Source organism: Parabacteroides goldsteinii DSM 19448 = WAL 12034 (assembly GCF_000969835.1).
Lineage (GTDB): Bacteria > Bacteroidota > Bacteroidia > Bacteroidales > Tannerellaceae > Parabacteroides > Parabacteroides goldsteinii.
The window spans coordinates 836,991-857,366 of the sequence record NZ_KQ033913.1 but is presented as its reverse complement, the minus strand read 5'-3'; the positions used below and the strand labels follow the sequence as shown (position 1 = coordinate 857,366).

16 protein-coding genes and 1 riboswitch are annotated in these 20,376 nt (G+C 47.4%); of the genes, 9 read left to right on the top strand and 7 right to left on the bottom strand.

Features of this window, described 5'->3' with window-relative positions:
- The first annotated feature begins 41 nt into the window (after positions 1-41).
- The 6 genes from HMPREF1535_RS16455 to cbiD all read left to right on the top strand — a co-directional run bounded on the left by HMPREF1535_RS16455 (position 42) and on the right by cbiD (position 8,482).
- A complete protein-coding gene (locus tag HMPREF1535_RS16455; protein ID WP_046147586.1) occupies positions 42-938 on the top strand; it encodes a sirohydrochlorin cobaltochelatase in 897 nt (298 codons plus the stop codon).
- Between the two features lie 429 nt (positions 939-1,367).
- The gene (locus HMPREF1535_RS16450) at positions 1,368-2,141 is read left to right on the top strand and encodes a DUF6261 family protein (RefSeq protein ID WP_046146869.1); all 774 of its coding nucleotides are present in this window, start codon (positions 1,368-1,370) and stop codon (positions 2,139-2,141) included.
- Between the two features lie 11 nt (positions 2,142-2,152).
- Positions 2,153-3,565, top strand: coding sequence for a precorrin-3B C(17)-methyltransferase (cobJ, locus tag HMPREF1535_RS16445; protein ID WP_046146868.1), 1,413 nt, complete (start codon positions 2,153-2,155; stop codon positions 3,563-3,565).
- Positions 3,562-4,770 carry a bifunctional cobalt-precorrin-7 (C(5))-methyltransferase/cobalt-precorrin-6B (C(15))-methyltransferase gene (locus HMPREF1535_RS16440; protein WP_046146867.1) on the top strand — a complete coding sequence of 403 codons (1,209 nt, stop codon included), beginning with the start codon at positions 3,562-3,564 and terminating at the stop codon, positions 4,768-4,770. The genes cobJ and HMPREF1535_RS16440 overlap by 4 nt, the downstream gene beginning before the upstream one ends.
- Positions 4,771-4,777: 7 nt before the next feature.
- On the top strand, positions 4,778-6,622 hold the full coding sequence (gene cobM / locus HMPREF1535_RS16435) for a precorrin-4 C(11)-methyltransferase (protein ID WP_046146866.1): 1,845 nt from the start codon (positions 4,778-4,780) through the stop codon (positions 6,620-6,622).
- An 18-nt stretch (positions 6,623-6,640) separates the two neighbouring features.
- The gene (cbiD, locus tag HMPREF1535_RS16430) at positions 6,641-8,482 is read left to right on the top strand and encodes a cobalt-precorrin-5B (C(1))-methyltransferase CbiD (protein WP_046146865.1); all 1,842 of its coding nucleotides are present in this window, start codon (positions 6,641-6,643) and stop codon (positions 8,480-8,482) included.
- A gap of 37 nt (positions 8,483-8,519) precedes the next feature.
- On the opposite strand, the gene HMPREF1535_RS16425 is transcribed toward cbiD, so the two are convergent.
- The 4 genes from HMPREF1535_RS16425 to HMPREF1535_RS16410 form a co-directional block, all read right to left on the bottom strand.
- Positions 8,520-9,197, bottom strand: a complete 678-nt coding sequence (locus HMPREF1535_RS16425; protein ID WP_046146864.1) for a hypothetical protein — start codon at positions 9,195-9,197, stop codon at positions 8,520-8,522.
- Between the two features lie 72 nt (positions 9,198-9,269).
- Complete coding sequence (locus tag HMPREF1535_RS16420) at positions 9,270-10,274, bottom strand: ABC transporter ATP-binding protein (protein ID WP_046147585.1); 1,005 nt, start codon at positions 10,272-10,274, stop codon at positions 9,270-9,272.
- Between the two features lie 2 nt (positions 10,275-10,276).
- On the bottom strand, positions 10,277-11,314 hold the full coding sequence (locus tag HMPREF1535_RS16415) for an iron ABC transporter permease (protein ID WP_007653531.1): 1,038 nt from the start codon (positions 11,312-11,314) through the stop codon (positions 10,277-10,279).
- Positions 11,315-11,323: 9 nt separating this feature from the next.
- Entirely contained in the window at positions 11,324-12,484 is a 1,161-nt protein-coding gene (locus tag HMPREF1535_RS16410) for an ABC transporter substrate-binding protein (protein ID WP_007653529.1), read from the bottom strand.
- A 48-nt stretch (positions 12,485-12,532) separates the two neighbouring features.
- Positions 12,533-12,742, bottom strand: a riboswitch (cobalamin riboswitch).
- A 66-nt stretch (positions 12,743-12,808) separates the two neighbouring features.
- Between HMPREF1535_RS16410 and cobI the strand changes: the two genes are divergently transcribed.
- Complete coding sequence (gene cobI, locus HMPREF1535_RS16405) at positions 12,809-13,507, top strand: precorrin-2 C(20)-methyltransferase (protein ID WP_010803461.1); 699 nt, start codon at positions 12,809-12,811, stop codon at positions 13,505-13,507.
- Between the two features lie 35 nt (positions 13,508-13,542).
- Here the strand turns inward: cobI and HMPREF1535_RS16400 are convergent, their stop codons facing one another.
- Positions 13,543-13,995 (bottom strand): hypothetical protein, encoded by a 453-nt coding sequence (locus tag HMPREF1535_RS16400; protein ID WP_046146863.1) that lies wholly within the window; start codon positions 13,993-13,995, stop codon positions 13,543-13,545.
- Between the two features lie 393 nt (positions 13,996-14,388).
- Here HMPREF1535_RS16400 and HMPREF1535_RS16395 point away from each other — a divergent pair, with 393 nt between their 5' ends.
- Positions 14,389-16,056, top strand: coding sequence for a formate--tetrahydrofolate ligase (locus HMPREF1535_RS16395; protein ID WP_007653523.1), 1,668 nt, complete (start codon positions 14,389-14,391; stop codon positions 16,054-16,056).
- Positions 16,057-16,263: 207 nt separating this feature from the next.
- Here the strand turns inward: HMPREF1535_RS16395 and HMPREF1535_RS16390 are convergent, their stop codons facing one another.
- Together HMPREF1535_RS16390 and HMPREF1535_RS16385 are read right to left on the bottom strand one after the other, a co-directional pair.
- Entirely contained in the window at positions 16,264-17,073 is an 810-nt protein-coding gene (locus HMPREF1535_RS16390) for an alpha/beta hydrolase (RefSeq protein WP_046146862.1), read from the bottom strand.
- A gap of 49 nt (positions 17,074-17,122) precedes the next feature.
- On the bottom strand, positions 17,123-18,862 hold the full coding sequence (locus HMPREF1535_RS16385; protein WP_046146861.1) for a thiamine pyrophosphate-dependent enzyme: 1,740 nt from the start codon (positions 18,860-18,862) through the stop codon (positions 17,123-17,125).
- 167 nt (positions 18,863-19,029) lie between these two features.
- On the opposite strand from HMPREF1535_RS16385, the gene HMPREF1535_RS16380 reads away from it, so the two are divergent.
- Positions 19,030-20,373 (top strand): MATE family efflux transporter, encoded by a 1,344-nt coding sequence (locus HMPREF1535_RS16380; RefSeq protein WP_010803466.1) that lies wholly within the window; start codon positions 19,030-19,032, stop codon positions 20,371-20,373.
- Positions 20,374-20,376: the final 3 nt, after the last annotated feature.

Here is a 20,376-nt window from a genome sequence, read left to right as displayed (position 1 = left end):
TTCTTGTAGGTTGTTCAATGAGTATGTCTTTTGCACACGGTATGTTGCAGGAGGCAGTGACCGACATCCCTGCCAGGGCCGTTCCCCACGATGATGGCGAAGGAAATTTTAAACCCTCCGACCTGTTTGCTTCTATGCAGACAAGCGATAAGGCCGCTCTGCTGATGGTCCATTTTGGAACCACCTACGACGAAACACGCCAACTGACGATCGACGCCATCAACAACAAAGCGAAAGAAGCATTCAAAGGTATCGAAGTACGCGAAGCCTATACCTCACGCATCATTATTCGCCGCCTGAAAACACGGGGTATCGAAAAACTCAACCCCACTGAAGCACTGAAACAACTAAAAGCGGATGGTTTCACCCATATCTTGATCCAGTCTACGAACATTATTGAAGGCGTAGAAATGGAATCTCTCCGCAAAGATATCGCCTCACTGGAAAAAGAGTTCAAGGATATCCGTATCGGAAACCCGCTGCTGTACACTCCCAAAGATTATGAAAACGTCATTGCAGCTATTGTCCGGAAAGGAGCCAAGGAAGGAGCTACCGTCCTGGTGGGACACGGCACCTACACTCCTTCGACTGCACAGTATGCCATGACCGATTATATGCTGAAAGCAAAAGGCTATACTGATTATTATGTTACAACGATAGAAGGTTATCCCACTTTCGACGATATACTTGCTAAGCTTGAAGCTGCCAAAGTAAAGAAAGTCATGCTGATGCCTTTCATGTTCGTTGCCGGTGATCATGCTAATAATGACATTGTAATCGACATGAAAAAAGAACTGGAAGATAAAGGCTATGAAGTTTCCATATTTATGCAAGGATTAGGACAAAACATAGATATTCAGAATATATTTATCGAACATGCAAAGTTTGCGGCTAAACATAAAATGATTAATATTACAGAAAAGAAGAAACAATTATGAATAATTAATGTTTTTAACAAAAATGATGCGAGTATCGTGGATAAGAAAATATAGATTTATATTTTAATTCACATTATTCGCATTATATTCTCCTATTTATATTTAACTAATCAATATTATATATATATTTGTAGATCATATGATATATAATGCATCTTGATAAAATATTACTCTATGATAAATGACATATCATGCATCGCGATAAAGCATTTCTCTATAACAAATAGCATATCACACATCGTGATAAGATATTTCTCTATAATAAATAGTATATTATATATCATGATAAAGCATTTCTCTATGAGAAATAATGCATCACGTATCGTGATAAGATATTTTATTATAATAGATAAGACTTTCAGGACTAAAATAAATATTTTTCTATCAATTTGTCAAATTTAATTTATTAACCTTATAATATAATATATCATGAAGACTATCAACAAATTAGTTTATGCCAATTCATTAAGAATCGAAGAAGCAAATGTATTTATTAATTCATCAATTGATATTTTTGAATCATATTTAAATCAGGGAGGAGGGGAAGATCGTCCTGAGATTGAAATGTTAAGTATACAGGATGAAAATTTATCAAATTATCTGAATGAATTAAAAAGTTATTATAATGAATTTTATTCTACACTAGATGTTCCTATAAAATTACTTGAAACAGATGAATTATCTATAATTAATAAAACACGTATCAGATATGTCGGAGATATTAAACGAATTGTTATGATGCAAAATAAAAGTAATCCGTCTGAATCATCAAAAATTCTCTGGAATTATTTATCTGCTATAAAAAATCTAAATAAAAAAAGCTTTATTGAAGTCACAGGACATATCTCTAATCTATTGAAAGAGTTAAAATTAGATGATATGAATCAACATTGTACTAATTTAAAAATCACGACCCTAATACAAAAATTAACTGAAGAACAAAATGCATTTATTGCACTTTATAAGAAAAGAGGATATACAATTGAGACACGCGTTATCAATTCTTATCCTTCAAAAGTAAAATGTTTGAAAAAATATGCAGAAATAATTAATTATACCAATTCAATGGTTATCTATAATGTAGATACTAATTATGATGATTTGATTGATAATATGAATGCACTTGTAAATCCAATGAATACAATAATGCGTTCACGTTATAGTTTCAAAAAGAAAGAAGATGATAGACCTGAAATTGAATAATAGTTGAATAAATGAGCACAGGTAAAATAATCGTAGCCGGTATCGGACCCGGCAGTGAATCAGACATTACTCCCGCAGTGTTATCTGCCATCCGGCAATCGGACGTTATCGTGGGATACAAATATTACTTCCGGTTCATTGAAAAGATAATCCGTCCCGGAGCCATATGTATCGACTCAGGGATGAAACGGGAGAAGGCACGTGCCGAAGAAGCATATAATTATGCGGCCGAAGGCAAAGTAGTAACCGTTATCAGCTCCGGCGATGCCGGCATCTACGGGATGGCCCCGCTTATCTACGAGATGAAACGCGAAAAAGGAAGTAATATCAGCATCGAAGTGCTGCCCGGGATCAGTGCCTTCCAGAAGGCAGCCTCCCTGTTGGGTGCCCCGGTAGGACATGACTTTTGCGTGATCTCCCTCTCCGACCTGATGACACCGTGGGAACTGATAGAAAAACGCATTAAAGCTGCCGCTTCGGCAGACTTTATCACCGCCATCTATAATCCCAAAAGCGAAGGCCGCTACTGGCAGTTCTACCGCCTGATTGAAATTTTCCTACAGGAACGCGATCCGCAAACACCGGTCGGCTTTGTCCGCCAGGCAGGACGCGAAGAACAGGAAGTGACGATCACTACACTGGCAGACTTCGACCCGGAACAGGTGGATATGTTCACCGTCATCCTTATCGGCAACTCACAGACCTATCAGTTCGAAAATAAAATGATCACCCCGCGCGGTTATTACGGCGAGATCAAGATGGCCGCCAAGGAAACCGGAATCGGACAGGACATCATGATCCGTAGCTTCCGCACCATTGAGAAAGAACTGAAAAACCAGGATATTCCGTTAGACAAGAAATGGGCCTTGCTGCATGCCATCCATACAACAGCTGATTTCGATATGGAAAACGTACTGCGGGTAGACGATAATGCCGTTTCCATGCTCTACGAAAAACTAAGCAGCGGCGCAGTCCGTACCATCATCACCGATGTCACTATGGCAGCATCCGGCATCCGCAAAGGTGCTTTACAACGCATGGGACTCGAAGTGAAATGTTACCTGCAAGACGAGAAAACCGTTGCCCTCGCTGCCGAAAAAGGGATCACCCGCACACAGGCCGGCATACGGATCGCGGTTAGCGAACATCCGGACGCTCTATTCGTATTCGGTAATGCCCCGACGGCACTGATGGAACTATGCGACCTGATCCGCAAAGGAAAAGCGACCCCTGCCGGAATCATCGCCGCCCCCGTCGGTTTTGTGCACGTACAGGAATCGAAACATATGGTCAAACCGTTCACCTCCATCCCCAAACTCATCGTTGAAGGACGGAAAGGCGGAAGTAACCTTGCGGCTACACTGACTAACGCTATACTTTGTTACAACGACGCTATTAATTTAAAACCAGGAAGAGACGTATGAGAACACAATTCACCGTCATCGGCATTCCCGATGACCCCAACTACATCAGCAACAACAAGACAATAGTAGACATAATCAACAACAACACATACTTTTCAGGAGGCAAGCGCCATCATGAGATCGTCATGCCTTTCCTCCCGCCGGATGCTGTATGGATCGATATTAAAGTACCGCTCGACAACGTTTTCGACGAATACGAATACCATCAGAAGATCGTTGTATTCGCTTCGGGCGACCCTTTGTTCTACGGATTTGCTTCAACGATACTTAAACGGATGCCGGAAGCGGAAATAACGCTCCTGCCCTCGTTCAATTCACTACAGATGCTTTCACACGAACTAAAAGTATCGTATGAAGACATGACCATGGTATCCCTCACCGGACGTCCGTGGCATGAACTCGACCGCGCACTGATAGAAAACCGGGGGAAAATCGGAGTATTGACCGACCATGTGCGTACCCCGGCCTCCATCGCTATGCGCCTGCTGAAATACGGTTTCACACAATATAAAATGTATATAGGAGAACATCTGGGCAACCCAGAAAAGCAGCGTATCTCACGCTCGCTTGCCCTGTCGGAAGTAGAAGAATATCCCATCGACAGCCCGAATTGCGTAATACTGCAACGGATGTATAACGATATCACCTACCGTCCGCTGGGCATTCCCGACAAACTGTTCGAACTGCTCGATGGCAGGGAACGCATGATCACGAAAGCGCCTGTCCGGATACTGGATATGAGCATGCTGATGCTTCCGATGTGCAACCATTTCTGGGATATCGGTTTCTGTACGGGATCGGTTTCCATCGAAGCGAAAAGGCAATATCCCCATCTCCACATCCACGCATTCGAGATCCGCAAGGAATGCTGGAAACTGATGGAAGAAAACAGTTCGAAACTGGGAGCACCGGGTATCGACGTACATATATGTGACTTCATGGAGGAAGACGTTTCTGACCTGCCCGCACCCGATGCCGTATTTATCGGCGGGCACGGAGGCAAGCTGAAAGAGATCGTAGGCAAAGTAGCCCGTTATCTCGCTCCCGACAGCCTGCTGGTATTCAACTCCGTATCCGAAGAGAGTGAAAAGTTATTTATAGAATCGGTTCACGAAGCCGGATTAAAATTAGACAAACCTTTGCATGTAAGTGTCGGCGATTATAACCCGATCACCATACTAAAGGCATTTAAAGAAGCAAAATAGAAGAACGATGAATAAACGATCAGTAGCAATCGTCGTGGTATCGGTCAGCAGTCTACCGCTGGCACGGCAAATAAAGAAACAATATCCTGACGCTGTGATCTACAGCAAGGAATCGCAGGAAGAGACGATAGTAATGGAATCGATCGACACCATTGTCGGAGACCTGTTCCTCCAGTCGGACGCGATCATCTTTATCGGGGCAATGGGTATCTGCGTACGCTGCATCGCTCCTTATATAATGGACAAGCATACCGACCCGGCGGTCGTCTGCATCGACAGTACCGGTAAATATATCATCCCGGTCCTCTCCGGCCATATCGGAGGGGCAAACGAGTTGAGCATCGAACTGTCACAGGTACTCGGAGGTAATGCCATTGTCACCACCCAAAGCGATAATACCGGATTGTGGGCGCTCGATACGCTGGGTGAAAAATTCGGTTGGTCTGTCGTAGCCGACGATCTGACGGACAATGAAAATGCAATGAATGCTTGCATTGCCGCCTTCGTCAATAAAAAACCGACAGCCCTTATATTAAATGTACGCGAGAAGGGTACGGAATACCTCGAACACACCTGTCCGGACCATGTCCGTATATTCAATAAATTCTCAGACATTCCCCTCGACCAGTTCGAGTTGGTGATCACCGTTGGGCCGTTTATCTACGAAGCGGATATCAAGATGGTCTCCTACTTCCCGAAAGTGCTGCACCTGGGTATCGGCTGCCGAAAAGACCTTAAAGGCGATCCTGTCGAGATGCACCAGCATATCATCGCCACCCTGATCGACAACAACCTCTGTCCCGAGTCCATTGCCGACATATCCTCCATCGACCTGAAAAAGGACGAAGCGCTCCTGGCCCTGCTGGCCTACGGCATTATGGACTGTCCATTCAAGACCTACCCGGCAGACGTTCTGAACAAACTCGCTGTCCCCAACCCTTCCGCCAAGGTAAAGGAAGTCACCCAGTCATCGAGCGTGGCGGAAGCCGCGGCGATACAAAGTGCCGGAGGCGGATTCCTGTTGCTGGAGAAACAAAAGGGGCAGCTGGGAGAAAGCAACGATTATACATTTGCCGTGGCAATGGATAAATCCGTACAGCGGCAAGGCCATATCGAAATAGTCGGTGCCGGTCCGGGCGATCCGGAGCTGATCTCGATACGTGGCAGGAGGATGCTCGAAAAGGCAGACCTGATCCTGTACGCCGGCAGCCTCGTCCCAAAAGAACTGACCTATTGTGCGAAACCGGGAGCCACCGTACGCAGTTCGGCAGATATGAACCTGGAAGAGCAGTTCATCCTGATGAAAGAGTTCTACGACAGGGGCAAGTTCGTTGTGCGCCTGCATACCGGCGACCCTTGCATCTACGGGGCGATACAGGAGCAGATGGCTTTCTTTGACCAGTTCCATATGAGTTATCATATCACCCCGGGGATATCCTCTTTTCAGGCTGCCGCTGCCGCTTTGCGCTCACAGTTCACCATCCCGGAAAAGGTACAGACCATCATTCTCACCCGTGGTGAAGGCCGTACGCCGATGCCCGAAAAAGAACAGCTGCACAAATTGGCCGCCAGCCAAAGCACGATGTGCATCTACCTCAGTGCAGGCATAGCGGACAAGGTGCAGGAAGAACTTCTTGAACATTACGCCCCTACCACACCAGTAGCCGCCTGCTATAAACTAACCTGGAAGGACGAACGCATCTACCGCGGAGAGTTGAAAGACCTGGCGAAGATCGTCAAAGAGAACCATCTGACGTTGACCACCCTGCTGGTGGTAGGCGACGCGATTGACAACCGCGAAGGCCTCTCACGTCTTTATGCCGACGAATTCAAACACCTGTTCCGTAAATAACCTGTTTCAGAAAAGGCTATGATACTGATATTGGGAGGAACAACGGAGGGACGGGCCAGCGTCCGCATCGCAGACGAAGGAAGTGCGCCTTATTATTATTCGACCAAAGGCGCGCTCCAGGAAATAGAGTGTGCGCATGGCATCCGCCTGACCGGCGGCATGGATACGGCAGCGATGGAAACATGCTGCCGGGAGAAAAACATCCGGTTGCTGGTCGATGCCGCCCATCCCTTCGCCTCGGCCCTGCACCGCACGGTTGCAGAAGTATCCTCCTCCCTCGGGTTGCCGGTGATCCGTTACGAACGGCGTTATCCGCCCCGCGACCCCGATCTGGTCTGGTGCGATAATTACGATGACGCCATTCGTAAACTGGAAGAACACGGTATCCGGCACCTGCTTGCCCTCACTGGGGTAAACACCATCGCCCCGCTACGCCCTTGGTGGAAAAAGCATCCGGCATGGTTCCGCATTCTTGAACGCGAAGAGTCGCTCACAACCGCCACCCGTCAGGGATTTCCTGCGGACTATCTGTGCTTCTATCAGGATGAAGACGATGCCGGAGCACTGATGGACCGGTTGCAACCGGATGCCGTTATCACCAAGGAAAGTGGCCGGTCTGGCTATTTCAACGAGAAAGTGGCGGCTGCCCGCAAACGCTCCATCCCTGTATTCGTTGTCAAACGGCCGGCATTGCCCGAAACATTCTACATTGTTTACGGAGAGGACGGATTGCGCAAACAGATCGAACGCCTGCTGCCGGAGTTCTTCCCCCTGCATCACGGCTATACGACCGGAGCCTGTGCCACGGCAGCGGCCAAAGCGGCCCTGACCGCCCTGTTAAGTAAAGAGGAACAAACAGCCGCATCCATCACCCTGCCTTCGGGCGAAATAATCACCTTGCCGGTTACCGCAACCGAATGGGACAGTGACAGTGCAACCTGTTCGGTCATCAAAGATGCCGGCGATGACCCGGATGTCACCAACGGTTCTATGATCGTTGCCAACGTGGCTTTTTCGACAGCCTCCAACGATGCACTTGTCCGTTTCGTCGCTGGTCCGGGAGTAGGCACAGTCACTCTGCCCGGATTAGGGCTGGAAGTCGGAGGTCCCGCCATCAACACGACACCCCGCAAAATGATCACGGATGAATTGGCTGCTGTTTTACAAGCGTTCCGTCAGAACAACCCAGCAGCTAAAAACCTGCCGCCGAGTCCCGGACTAACAGTCACGATCTCCGTTCCCGGCGGAGAAGAACTCGCCACCAGGACATTCAACCCGAAGCTGGGCATCGTTGGCGGCATCTCCATCATCGGGACATCCGGCATCGTACGCCCTTTCTCCGCCGACGCCTTCATCGCCTCTATCCGCAAAGAAGCCGAAGTAGCCAAAGCCATCGGCTGCCGGACACTGGTCATCAATTCAGGAGCCAAAAGTGAACGGTATCTGAAAGCCCGTTACCCGGAATTACCGCCACAGGCTTTCGTACACTACGGAAACTTTATCGGCGAGACATTGAAAATAGCCTCGGCACTCTCCTTCGAGCAAGTTGTCATGGGGATCATGATCGGAAAAGCAGTCAAACTGGCGGAGGGATTTCTGGATACCCACAGCAAGAAAGTAGTCATGAACAAAGACTTCCTGAAGGAAACCGCCCGCGAAGCCGGCTGCCCCGAAGCAGCAGTCCGGCAGATCGAGACGATTACCCTCGCCCGCGAACTCTGGCAGTTATTCCCTTCCGGAGAACAATCATCCTTCTTTTCTCTCCTTTTAAAAAAATGCTATGCACATTGTATCCCGCTCCTTCCCGCGGATAAATTACAGATCGTATTGATTACGGAAGAAGGTCAGATTCGGGAATAAATAAGATTTACCGGATCAGAACAGGAAATAACACGGCTTACTCGAGCCTGATCTCCTTACTCTGTACATAGGAAACATCCAACTGCCCGCCGGCACTCCCGTTGCTTTCCTGCAAAGGACTCACTTTTGCACGGCTCAGCGACAGGGTTGCCTTACCGGGCAGTGATGAATTACTGAACGTGATATTGATGGAACGGCTGCCCTCGTCGCGGTTAAAAATGCTGTTCACTCCGCCATCATAACTGATAGTAACTTCCACCACTTCGTTCGGACCAACCGGATCACCTTCCCAGGTCAACGTAGTCGTACCTTTCACTTTGGCCGATGTAAACGATTCGGGAATAGCGATCGGTTTTACGTCTTTTATGGAAGCGACGTTGGTATAGACCTCATCTTTTGCACGGGTAAAGGTGAAAGTCATATCTTCCAGTCCTTTAAAAGAATACGTATAGAAATAAATACCCACATTGGCAAAGTTGGGGTCCTTGCCGTTGAACAGGATGGAAGCCGGGCCATTCAGTTTGATGTTAATCCCCGCACTATCCTGCTTATTGAAATTCGCCCCGACATTTGTCTTATTATTAGTCACATCGTAGGAAACACCGAGATTCTGATAGAAAGGGACATCCGGTTCAATATCGGAAGAATCATCACTGTCGCAGGAGGTGAGTGTCCATGCGAATAAAAGGGAGGCAAACAAGAAATACTTTTTCATGACGTTTAATATTTTGAATTACCTTTATATAACAAACGAAATGAAAAAAGTTTATCCCGTTAACATTCTCTGTCAGCTCTCAAGACACATCAGCAGTTCTTCAACAGAAGCGACCTGCCGCGGCGGATTACCCGAAAGATAAAGGGTGATCGGAGATTCCACCGTCTCTCCCGCATCAATCCGGCTTTCCGATTCTATTTCGCAGCCGGCATGAATCCCGTTCCGCAGAAGCGCCTTACGCACCATCGCATATTTCTGGCCACTGCCGATAAGATGGATTTCCCTGTCATAACGGTTGTCGATGCGGAACAGGCCGGTTTCCATATCGAAGACAATCCCTTTGCGGGCAAAGAAACCGCTCAGGTAACCGCTTAAAGCGAGGTCCTCGGGCGTACCGGTACTGATCCCTTTCACCTTGTCCATCAACCATATCTTATCGGCGATCTGAAGAGCCAGTTCAAGGTCGTGAGTAGAGAGGAAGATCGTTTTATTGGTCGTACGGGTAAGATGATGCAAAAGCTGCATGATCTCCACCTTGCTGGGGAAATCGAGAAAGGCGGTCGGCTCATCCAGGAAGATTACAGGCGTTTCCTGTGCCAGCGCTTTGGCGATCATGACCTTTTGCCGCTCACCGTCGGAAAGGGTGTGTACCATGCGCGAGGCGAGGTTCTCGATCCGGACCATGGCGATCGCCTCTTCTACGATCTGCTTGTCTTCTTTACCCAGGCGGCCCCAAAAACCGGTGTACGGACTGCGTCCCATGCCGATCAGTTCGCGGACAGACATATTGCGGATGTCACACTTATCTGTCAGCACCACTCCCACTATAGTGCTAAGCTCCTTATCACTATAGTCCTGTATATCGCGGGACAGTAGTGCTATTTCACCCGACAGGCGAGGCTGGAAAGCGGATAATGTACGTAATAAAGTAGACTTTCCGACACCGTTGGCACCCAGCAGGCAGGTTAATTCGCCACTATAGATCGTTGTCGTTATATGGCTTGCTACCAGCTTAGTATCACTTTTAGAATGATAACCGATAGAGAGATCGTTTATCTGAATAGTTGCCTCTTTCATGCTCATTCGTTTAGTTCGTTTTTACGCCGGCGGAATAATACGGAAGCGACGACCGGAGCACCGACCAATGCGGTTACCGAGTTGACCGGCAAAGCTCCCTCGAATCCCGGCATACGTGCAATCAGGTTACAGGCCAATGCCAGGGCTGCACCGACAAACAGTACACCGGGCATCAGTATGCGATGGTCGGATGTCTGGAAAATGGCACGGCAAAGATGAGGAACAGCCAGTCCCAGGAAGACGATCGGACCACAGTAAGCGGTCACGATGGCTGTCAATACACCGGCAGAGGTGATAACGAGCAGGCGTGCCCGTTTGATATTCAGTCCCAGATTACGAGCATACCCATCGCCGAGAAGCATCAGATTCAATGTCTTTATCAATAGGAACGAAAGAGGGATCAGGATAGCCATAATCGCTACGAAAAGCATCATCTGATTACCGGAGACACGCGAGAAACTTCCCAGCCCCCAGATCACATAAGCACGGATATCTTCTTCCACACTAAAAAACTTCAGGACTCCGATTACCGCATTCGCCACATAGCCGATCATCACACCGATAATCAATAGCGTCACATTCCCTTTTACCTTCTGCGAAACATAAACGATCAGTGCCATGACAGACAAGGAACCGACTATGGCCGCAATGGATAAGGCAATCTCCCCCATAAAGCCCAGCTTACTCAACGCCACGCCTCCCAGACTTCCGCTCAGTAAAACAACGAAGGCAACTCCCATACTTGCACCAGAACTGATACCCAATACAGAGGGGCCGGCCAACGGATTGCGGAATACGGTTTGCATCTGAAGCCCGCTGATCGCTAATCCGGCTCCGGCGACTAATGCCGTTAAGGCTTGCGGAAAGCGTGATTTCCAGATAATATTCTGCCAGGTGACCGGTTCGTCGCCATTGCCGCAGATGATATTCCAAACCGAATGGAAGGGTATAGAAACAGAGCCCAACACCAGATTCAGAAACAACAACACGACGATCGAGACAAAGATCACAAACATCAGGAAAGTGTTAGAATACTTCATCGTACCCATTTATTTAAGTAAATCATAATAGACAGGCGTATGATCCGGCAGTAGATTCGGATGGAAGATATGCAATAAATCGCCCAGCACCACTTCCGGCTCGGTCGGCATGCTTTCGTAAAAAGGTTTTTCCCTCATGTTGCAATAGATCACTCCTTTTTCCTTGAAGGCACGGAAGTCTGCATAACGGGGATCCTGATCTTTCAGTGATTTATAAGTATATATTCCCGGATAGCTGTTTACGATACGCCAGTAGTCGGCTTCGTCGGCCTGGTTATAGACGGTCTCGAAGTCGAGCGTCACACCGCCGGAGCGATCGTCGTCTTTCAAAAAGTAATCAGCGCCGGCATCTTTGAAAAGTTGTGCAAGGAAGCTCTTTCCTCCTACTGCATACCAGTTACCACCATGTATTTCGCCACTGAACACGACAGGACGTTTCTGCACTTTACCTTCGGCTGTCAGCTCTTTCAGCTCGTTGTAGCGGTTCTCTATAGCCAAGAATTTTTCATTGGCTTCCTGCTCTATCCCGAGTAACAAACCGACGAACTTGATCCATTCAGCCTGCCCCAGCGGTGTCATTTCTTTATATCCCAGATGAGGAATCAGAGGGATACCGATATCTTTCATTGTTTCATAGCCGCCACGCTTAAAAGGTGAGATCAGGATCAGGTCGGGATTGATACTCATGATCACCTCATTATCGAAGTTGCCTTCGATCCCGATCTTTGCCGTCTTTCCTTCCTTCAGCTGATTATTGATAGTCTTATTAAACAGATGGCGCGTACTCGTAATGCCGACAACCTTATCCTCCGCTCCCAACTTAATGAAATTGGATAATTGCAGGGAAGTCATACAGATAGCACTACGTACAGGTGTTTCGATAACCGTATAATCCGCATGAATCCCTTCCGGCTTCGTCCCCCGGGGAACCAAAGCATACAGGAAATGCGTACTTTCTTCATTCTGCGGATCATGTATATCCACCAGCGTATAATCATCTTTATAGGTCAGTTGAAAACCTTCGGCATGCTTTGGTGTCACCTGAACCCGGCTATCCGTTATAGTCGTTTGTTGTGAAGAAACATTCTTTTTCTCCTGTTGATTTCCTTTCGATGCACACGACGTAGCCAATAGTGCAACCAGGCAACAACCTGCTAAATACTTGTTCATATTCATATTATTTTTATCCGACACAAACCGTCCGAACCCACGAGGACAATCGCTATGTGAAAAATGGCAGGTCTTCTGACTTACTTCCATCCCGAAAGCCTTCCCGGCGAGGCTGTCTCTCCGCCAGTGGCAAAAGGTGTTATCGGGATGTTACTGAAGTTTTACAGCAGCGTGGACTGTCCGGGATTTCCACCCGGTTCCCTTTTAATCTGTCTCCATGAACAGGAGTTTTACAGAACCTATTTCGATCGCAAAAGTAATAAGAAGTTTGCAACTTTGCACTATTTTCAGCACATTTGCACCCCAAATAAAAACAAGAATAAAATGACTTACCCGATCAGTTTCGTATCATTAGGTCCCGGCGAACCGGAACTTATCACAGTGAAAGGTCTCCGACAACTTCAGAAAGCAGATATTATCTACTGCCCCGCCACCCGTAACAGGCAAGGTGAAATCCTCTCACGTGCCGCCGATATCATACGTGCACTGGAAATAAACGAAACTGCCATCCGCTGCTTCATGCTCCCCATGAGCAAAGACCGCACGGAAGCCTGGAAAGCCTACGACGCCCTTTACAACGAAGCCGCTGCAAACTATGCGGAAGGCAGACAGATCGTTATCGTAGCCGAAGGCGATGCCGGCTTCTATTCTTCCATCCAGTATATATATGACAAGTTTATAGAGACGGGAATCGACGTTCAGCGTATTGCCGGAATCCCCGCCTTCATCGCTGCCGGAGCACTGGCCGGCTTGCACATTGTCAAACAGGAAGAACAGATCATTGTTATCCCCGGCACTCCTTCCGCAGAAGAATTGTCAGAAAAGATAAATGCCGGATACGTGATCGTCATTATGAAACTGTCGCAATGTGTGGAAGCCGTACATGCATGTATTCGCAAGCATCCGCAGACACAATTCCATTATTTTGAAAATGTAGGGACGGATAAAGAATACTACACCTCCGACCGGCAAATCATCGCAGAGAAATCTTTCCCCTATTTCTCACTGATGATCATACAATAAAAAAAATTACTATCCCAATTATTGTATCGCAAAAACTATACGGATTCTATGATACCGTTCAGACGGTTCATATGGTAGCGGAGCGACTGGACAGATTCCCAGTTCTGATGCCCCGACTTGCACAACTCACGTGCACTCACTAATACTCCTGAAATGTGACTGCTGATCTCTTCAATCTTTTTATTCGTTTCATTATAAAGAGTTTCAGTCTCTTCCGGTGAATAGATAGAAGCAGATTGTGCCAACGATTCAAGTAACTTCATCTGATAGACTCCGGCCCTGGGGATCAAGTTGCTGATGGCATAATGATGAAGATCCTGGATTTCCTTCTGCTTGGTGGTATCCCAATCGACATTATTCATACTCTCCGAAGAACCCATCTTCGAAAACATTCGAATACCCAAACAATCTGCAATTGTTTTAACCCATGATCCTGTCTCTGTTTCTCTTGAAACGACGCCTGTCAAACTAAATCTCATTGTTGCCATAATCAAATCTCCTTAATTACATAAACCGAAGTTTTTAAAATTGTTATTTACTTTCTTTTTATCACTATAAACTTGCTGTTAGTTTCATTTTGTTATTGTGATGTCACAAAATTAGACAAATTATCATACACCACAACCCTTTATCTATATTTTAAAGTTCTTTAATACAAGAACTGTCGAAATGCACTGTTTTTGTCAACTGAAGATTACAAATATGTTGAAAAACGCGCACTTCACTTAACAAAGAATCATTGCCAGCCTCCTTTTGGTAACTTTTATCAATATAACACTAATTTTACACAGTTATCAGGTATTACAACCTTTCATTCTATCATTTTGTTATTTAATTAAAAATAATATACTTTTGTTGCCTCTTTAAACTTACATAAGCACATGAAATCGGATATAGAAATTGCAAGAGAAGTCTCCCTTCGCAAAATAAAGGAAGTTGCCACGGGTTTGGGTATTCCGCGCGAAGAAGTACAAAACTATGGTCGGTATATCGCCAAAGTGCCCCTTCACCTGATCGATGAAGAGAAAATCAAAGAACATAACCTGATCCTGGTAACGGCCATCACGCCTACCAAAGCAGGTATCGGTAAGACAACCGTATCTATCGGTCTGGCCCTGGGCCTGAACAAGATAGGCAAAAAAGCAGTCGCCGCCCTGCGTGAACCCTCGCTGGGTCCGTGTTTCGGTATGAAGGGCGGAGCAGCCGGAGGCGGATACGCACAGGTACTGCCGATGGAAAACATCAACTTGCATTTCACCGGCGATTTCCACGCGGTTACATCTGCCCACAACATGATCACGGCGTTGCTGGATAATTATATCTATCAGACACGCAACACCTGCGAAGGGCTGAAAGAGATCAAATGGAAACGCGTGCTCGACGTAAACGACCGTAGCCTGCGCAATATCGTATCCGGCCTGGGAGGCTCGGCAAACGGTGTTCCAACAGAGACAGGATTCGACATCACGCCGGCTTCCGAAATGATGGCTATCCTTTGTCTGGCTACCGATCTGGAAGACTTGAAACGCCGCATCGGTAATATCCTGCTGGGATATACAAACGACGATCAGCCGTTTACAGTCAACGACCTGGGTGTTGCCGGAGCGATCACCGTACTGCTGAAAGACGCCCTTCTGCCTAACCTGGTGCAGACAACAGAAAATACGCCTGCTTTCGTGCACGGCGGCCCGTTCGCCAACATCGCCCACGGCTGTAACTCGATCATCGCGACAAAGATGGCGCTTACCTACGGCGATTATGTGATCACGGAAGCTGGTTTCGGTGCCGACCTGGGTGCTGAAAAGTTCTTCGACATCAAATGCCGCAAAGCCGGCCTGAAACCGAAACTGACGGTTATCGTTGCTACCGCACAGAGCTTGAAGCTGCACGGCGGCGTTCCTGAATCACAGATCAAGGAACAGAACATCGAAGGTCTGCGCAACGGCTTTGCCAACCTCGACAAGCATGTGGCCAATATGAAACGTTTCGGTCAGGAAGTGATCGTTACCTTCAACCGGTATGCTACCGATACGGACGAAGAAATCGCTCTGGTTGCCGAACATTGCAAAGAGCTGGGTGTAGGCTTCGCCATGAACAGCGTATTCGCCGAAGGCGGTGAAGGTGGCGTGGAACTGGCCAAGCTGGTAGTAGATACGATCGAAAACAAGCCGTCAGGCGAGTTGAAGCTGATCTACGAAGATACAGACAATGTACGCGACAAGATCAAAAAGGTATCCGAAGAAATCTACGGTGCGGCCTCGGTCACTTATACGACATTGGCGGACAAAAAGATCAAACAGATCGAAAGCCTGGGTATCTCCCACTACCCGATCTGTATCGCCAAGACTCAATACTCATTCTCTTCCGACCCGAAGGCTTACGGCGTTGCCAAAGACTTCGAACTGAAAGTGCGCGATATCATCATCAACAACGGCGCCGAAATGATCGTTGTCATCATGGGTGAGATCATGCGTATGCCGGGACTCCCGAAAGACCCGCAGGCAAAACGGATCGACATAGTGAACGGGCTGATCGAAGGACTTAGTTAATTGAAAATTGAAAATTAGATAAGAAGGATTTGTTTATAGTAACAGGGGTAACCTTTCCCCTCTTGAGAGGGGGCAGGGGGTGTGTTATAGTTCTGCCTTATAACTGGCGTTAACACACCCCTTATCCCCTCTCAAGAGGGGAATTGGTTACAACCGGATACTATAAATAAATATTCATATCTGATCAATCATGATTCAACGCGTCGATCATTTATTTCTGTTGAAAAATTTATTGAAGAATACTATCTGATAGTCAATGGAATTGCGCCAATAGTCGCCATTATGCGCACCCGGGCGGACAATGAAGTCGTGGTCGATCTTGTATTTCAGCAGCTTTTCATGGAAATTGTTATTTACTTCAAAGAAGAAATCACTGTAACCGCAATCAAAGATCAAAGCTAAATCACCGTTCTTTAGATGTTCAACCAGGTTGATGACCGTATGTTTCTCCCATACTTCTTGATTTTCACTTTCTTTGCCCAGCCATTCACTCATATTCCAGTTATTGGGGAAAGGACGGATATCGACACCGCCGCTTGTGCTTCCGGCTGCACCGAAAATATCCTTATGACGGAACGAGAGCCACATGGCACCATGGCCTCCCATGCTCAGACCGGTGATGGCGCGTGCCGTGCGGTCTTTTATTGTCGGGTAGTTGGCGTCGATATAATTGACCAGCTCCTTAGCGACAAAAGTTTCATAGCGGTAAGAAGGATTGACCGGACTGTCCCAATACCAGCTGTTCTTGCCATCCGGACACACAAATATGATTCCATATTGGTCAGCGATTTCGGGTAAATTTGGTTTCAGACCGATCCAGGTTTTGGCATTTCCTCCATGCCCGTGCAGTAAATAAATGACCGGAGCCGTTGTCCTTCCACTTCCCGGCAGGACGATAACGGTCTGAATCTCTTTATTCATCGCGTCACTGCGTACATGAATCGTATCGACAACCGCCGCCTGAACGGACAAGGCGAAAAAAGCGACCAGAGACAAAAAAAATATCTTTGCTTTCATAATCTTGTATAGAATTTATTAGTTGAAAGCAAAGATATTTATTTTTTGGTTAGAAGACTTCTTTCCAGTGCTTCAGATTTGTATCGATCGTATCCATTACTTCTTTTGAGCGGCCTTCCATCAGCAGTTTATACATGGTCTGCGCAAATCCGAGCATTTGGGTGAACTCGATCTTCGGAGGCATCGCCAGGGCATTCGGATCGGTCATGATATTGACCAGGACGGGACCGTCGGAGGCAAAGGCCTTTGTCAGCGTCGGCAGCACATCATCCGGATTGCTGACATTGTATCCCGCCATTCCCATCGAGAGGGCAACGCGGGCAAAGTCGGGATTTAGCATCGTTGTCTGCCAGTCCGGTAGTCCGGCGACTTCCATTTCCAGTTTGACCATTCCCAACGAACGGTTGTTGAAGACGATCAGCTTGACCGGCAGTTTATATTGCACGATCGTCGCCAGGTCGCCCAACATCATCGAAAGACCGCCATCGCCACAGAGAGCAACCGCCTGACGACCGGGATAAGCCAGTGCCGCCCCTATGGCCTGCGGCATGGCATTCGCCATCGAACCGTGGTTGAACGATCCCAGCATCTTCCGTTTTCCGGTTGCCTGCAGGTAACGGGCGCCCCATACGCAGGTCATGCCCGTATCGACCGTAAAGACGGCATCTTTTGAAGCCAGTTCGTCGATCAGGGAAATGACATATTCCGGATGGATCTTTTCATCTTTGCCTTTTACTTCGGCGGCCGAGCGCAGGTTTCGCTTTACCTTGTCGTAATGGGCCAGTTGTTCACGCAGGAAGCTGTCATTCGTTTTCTGACGGACCAGAGGGAGCAGTTCCTGTAAGGTATCTTTCACATCGCCGCAGAGCCCCATCTTTATTTTGGCACGACGCCCCAGACGGTTTGCTTGGATATCGACCTGCACGATTGTATTGTTTTGCGGCATAAAGGCTTCGTAAGGGAAATCCGTACCCAACAACAATAAGACTTCCGCTTCGTGCATGCTGTAATAGCCGGAAGGCATTCCCAGCAGGCCGGTCATACCCACTTCGTTCGGGTTATCGTACTGGATTTCCATTTTACTTTTGAAAGAATATGCCACCGGGGCATTCAGGCGCAGGGATAATTCGACCAGTTCCTTATGGGCGTCTTTCGCTCCTATCCCACAGAAAATGGTTACTTTTTCCGCTTTGTTCAGCAGGTCGGCCAATGCGTCGATCTCTTCTGCCGAGGGGCAGACGCGCTGTTTGGTCGGGAAAGGCTGCTGGGATGATTCGCCCGACGTTGCAGTCTTCGAAGTCAGGTCGCCGGGCAGACCGATCACTCCTACTCCGCGGAAAGAAAGGGCAGCCTGTATGGCTCCCTGCAACATGCGAGGGAACTGTTCGGGCGTTGTCGCGACCTGGTTGTAATAACTGCAATCTTCAAATAATTTGATTGTATTGGTTTCCTGAAAATATTCCGTTCCGAACTCGTGGGTCGGCAATGTGGATGCGATGGCCAGCACCGGTGCTCCCGAACGTTGGGCGTCATATAACCCGTTGATCAGGTGGACATGCCCGGGGCCGCTGCTTCCCGCACAGCAGGCCAGTTCGCCGTTCAATTGCGCTTCGGCGGCGGCGGCAAAAGCGCCTGTTTCTTCGTGGCGGACGTGGATCCATTTGATCTTTCCGCTTTTACGCACTGCTTCGTTTACCTCATTCAAGCTGTCTCCCGTGACAGCATAGATACGTTTTACGCCTGCCTTTTCAAGCGTGTCGACTAATTGTTCCGCTACATTCTTTGCCATAATTATATGTACTTTTTCTTTTATGTTTTGTTTATAAAAGAACTATGGTAGAATGCAAAATGTTTTGAAAACAGGGCATAATAAACATCGACAGATTTTATAAGTGTATCCCAGTCCTTTTTGATATAAAATCGTTACCTTTGCGGCGATTGTTTAGGGAAATAGTTATGGGAACTTCAAAAGAAATGACCTCCGGCGCTGCATTACCGTTGATCTTCAACTTTGCGATGCCGGTACTTTTAGCCAATTTACTCCAACAGACCTACTCTTTGATCGATGCGGCTATTGTTGGCAAGTTTTTAGGGATCGATGCTTTCTCGGCTGTCGGTGCCAGTACTTCCGTCATTTTTCTTATCATCGGGTTTTGCAACGGGTGTTGTGCGGGATTCGGCATACCGGTAGCGCAGAAGTTCGGAGCCAGGGATTACAGCACGATGAGGCGGTATGTTTCTATCAGCCTGCAACTGGCGGCTGTCATGTCGGTTATTATTGCAGTCGTTACAAGTCTCTATTGCCGGGATATTTTAAGGATCATGCAGACGCCGGAGAATATATTCAGGGATGCTTATTTCTATTTGCTGGTTACTTTTATCGGCGTTCCGTGTACATTTTTCTATAATCTGCTTTCCAGCGTCATCCGTGCACTGGGCGATAGCAAGACTCCATTCTGGTTCCTGCTTTTTTCAACGATACTCAATGTGATTCTCGACTTGGTTTGCATCCTGGTATTTAAATGGGGAGTTGCCGGGGCAGCCATTGCAACGCTTCTTTCACAAGGTATATCGGCCGTTCTCTGCTACATTTATATGTATCGCCGCTTTGAAATATTAAGGAGCACGCGGGAAGAACGGAAGTTTCGGTCCAACCTGGCAGGGAATCTGATGTGGATTGGTGTGCCGATGGGACTTCAGTTTTCCATCACGGCAATCGGCAGCATTATGTTGCAGAGTGCTAATAACGCACTGGGATCGGCCTGCATTGCTGCGTTTGCTTCGGCTGTGCGCATCAAATCGTTCTTTATCTGCCCGTTCGAAAGCCTGGGGATTGCCATGGCCACTTATACCGGACAGAATTACGGAGCCGGAAAGCCGGAACGTATCTGGCTGGGTATTAAGGCAAGCGGATTGATGATGATTGTCTATGCCGCATTTTCTTTCCTTATACTGATGCTGGCATCACGCGAACTGACGCTGATCTTTGTCGATCCTTCCGAGACGGAAATCATAAATGATGCCGTTCAGTTCCTGCATATCTCCTGCTCATTCTTTCCGATTCTGGGGATTCTGTGTATCCTGCGTTATACAATCCAGGGAGCCGGATTTACGAATCTAGCCATGCTGTCTGGCGTATCCGAGATGATTGCCCGTACGCTGGTCAGTATTTATGCGGTACCTGCTTTTGGATTTATGGCCGTTTGCTTCGGCGATGCGACTGCCTGGATGGCTGCGGATTTATTTCTGATTCCAGCCTTCATCTATGTATATAAGAAAATAAAAAAGGTAAAAAGATAAAAC

What these genes read in the sequence shown, in the direction of transcription:
- HMPREF1535_RS16455 (WP_046147586.1), top strand. Translation starts at nt 42, where the DNA reads ATGTTGCAGGAGGCAGTGACCGACATCCCTGCCAGGGCCGTTCCCCAC.
- HMPREF1535_RS16450 (WP_046146869.1), top strand. Translation starts at nt 1,368, where the DNA reads ATGAAGACTATCAACAAATTAGTTTATGCCAATTCATTAAGAATCGAA.
- cobJ (WP_046146868.1), top strand. Translation starts at nt 2,153, where the DNA reads ATGAGCACAGGTAAAATAATCGTAGCCGGTATCGGACCCGGCAGTGAA.
- HMPREF1535_RS16440 (WP_046146867.1), top strand. Translation starts at nt 3,562, where the DNA reads ATGAGAACACAATTCACCGTCATCGGCATTCCCGATGACCCCAACTAC.
- cobM (WP_046146866.1), top strand. Translation starts at nt 4,778, where the DNA reads ATGAATAAACGATCAGTAGCAATCGTCGTGGTATCGGTCAGCAGTCTA.
- cbiD (WP_046146865.1), top strand. Translation starts at nt 6,641, where the DNA reads ATGATACTGATATTGGGAGGAACAACGGAGGGACGGGCCAGCGTCCGC.
- HMPREF1535_RS16425 (WP_046146864.1), bottom strand. Translation starts at nt 9,197, where the DNA reads ATGAAAAAGTATTTCTTGTTTGCCTCCCTTTTATTCGCATGGACACTC.
- HMPREF1535_RS16420 (WP_046147585.1), bottom strand. Translation starts at nt 10,274, where the DNA reads ATGAAAGAGGCAACTATTCAGATAAACGATCTCTCTATCGGTTATCAT.
- HMPREF1535_RS16415 (WP_007653531.1), bottom strand. Translation starts at nt 11,314, where the DNA reads ATGAAGTATTCTAACACTTTCCTGATGTTTGTGATCTTTGTCTCGATC.
- HMPREF1535_RS16410 (WP_007653529.1), bottom strand. Translation starts at nt 12,484, where the DNA reads ATGAACAAGTATTTAGCAGGTTGTTGCCTGGTTGCACTATTGGCTACG.
- cobI (WP_010803461.1), top strand. Translation starts at nt 12,809, where the DNA reads ATGACTTACCCGATCAGTTTCGTATCATTAGGTCCCGGCGAACCGGAA.
- HMPREF1535_RS16400 (WP_046146863.1), bottom strand. Translation starts at nt 13,995, where the DNA reads ATGGCAACAATGAGATTTAGTTTGACAGGCGTCGTTTCAAGAGAAACA.
- HMPREF1535_RS16395 (WP_007653523.1), top strand. Translation starts at nt 14,389, where the DNA reads ATGAAATCGGATATAGAAATTGCAAGAGAAGTCTCCCTTCGCAAAATA.
- HMPREF1535_RS16390 (WP_046146862.1), bottom strand. Translation starts at nt 17,073, where the DNA reads ATGAAAGCAAAGATATTTTTTTTGTCTCTGGTCGCTTTTTTCGCCTTG.
- HMPREF1535_RS16385 (WP_046146861.1), bottom strand. Translation starts at nt 18,862, where the DNA reads ATGGCAAAGAATGTAGCGGAACAATTAGTCGACACGCTTGAAAAGGCA.
- HMPREF1535_RS16380 (WP_010803466.1), top strand. Translation starts at nt 19,030, where the DNA reads ATGGGAACTTCAAAAGAAATGACCTCCGGCGCTGCATTACCGTTGATC.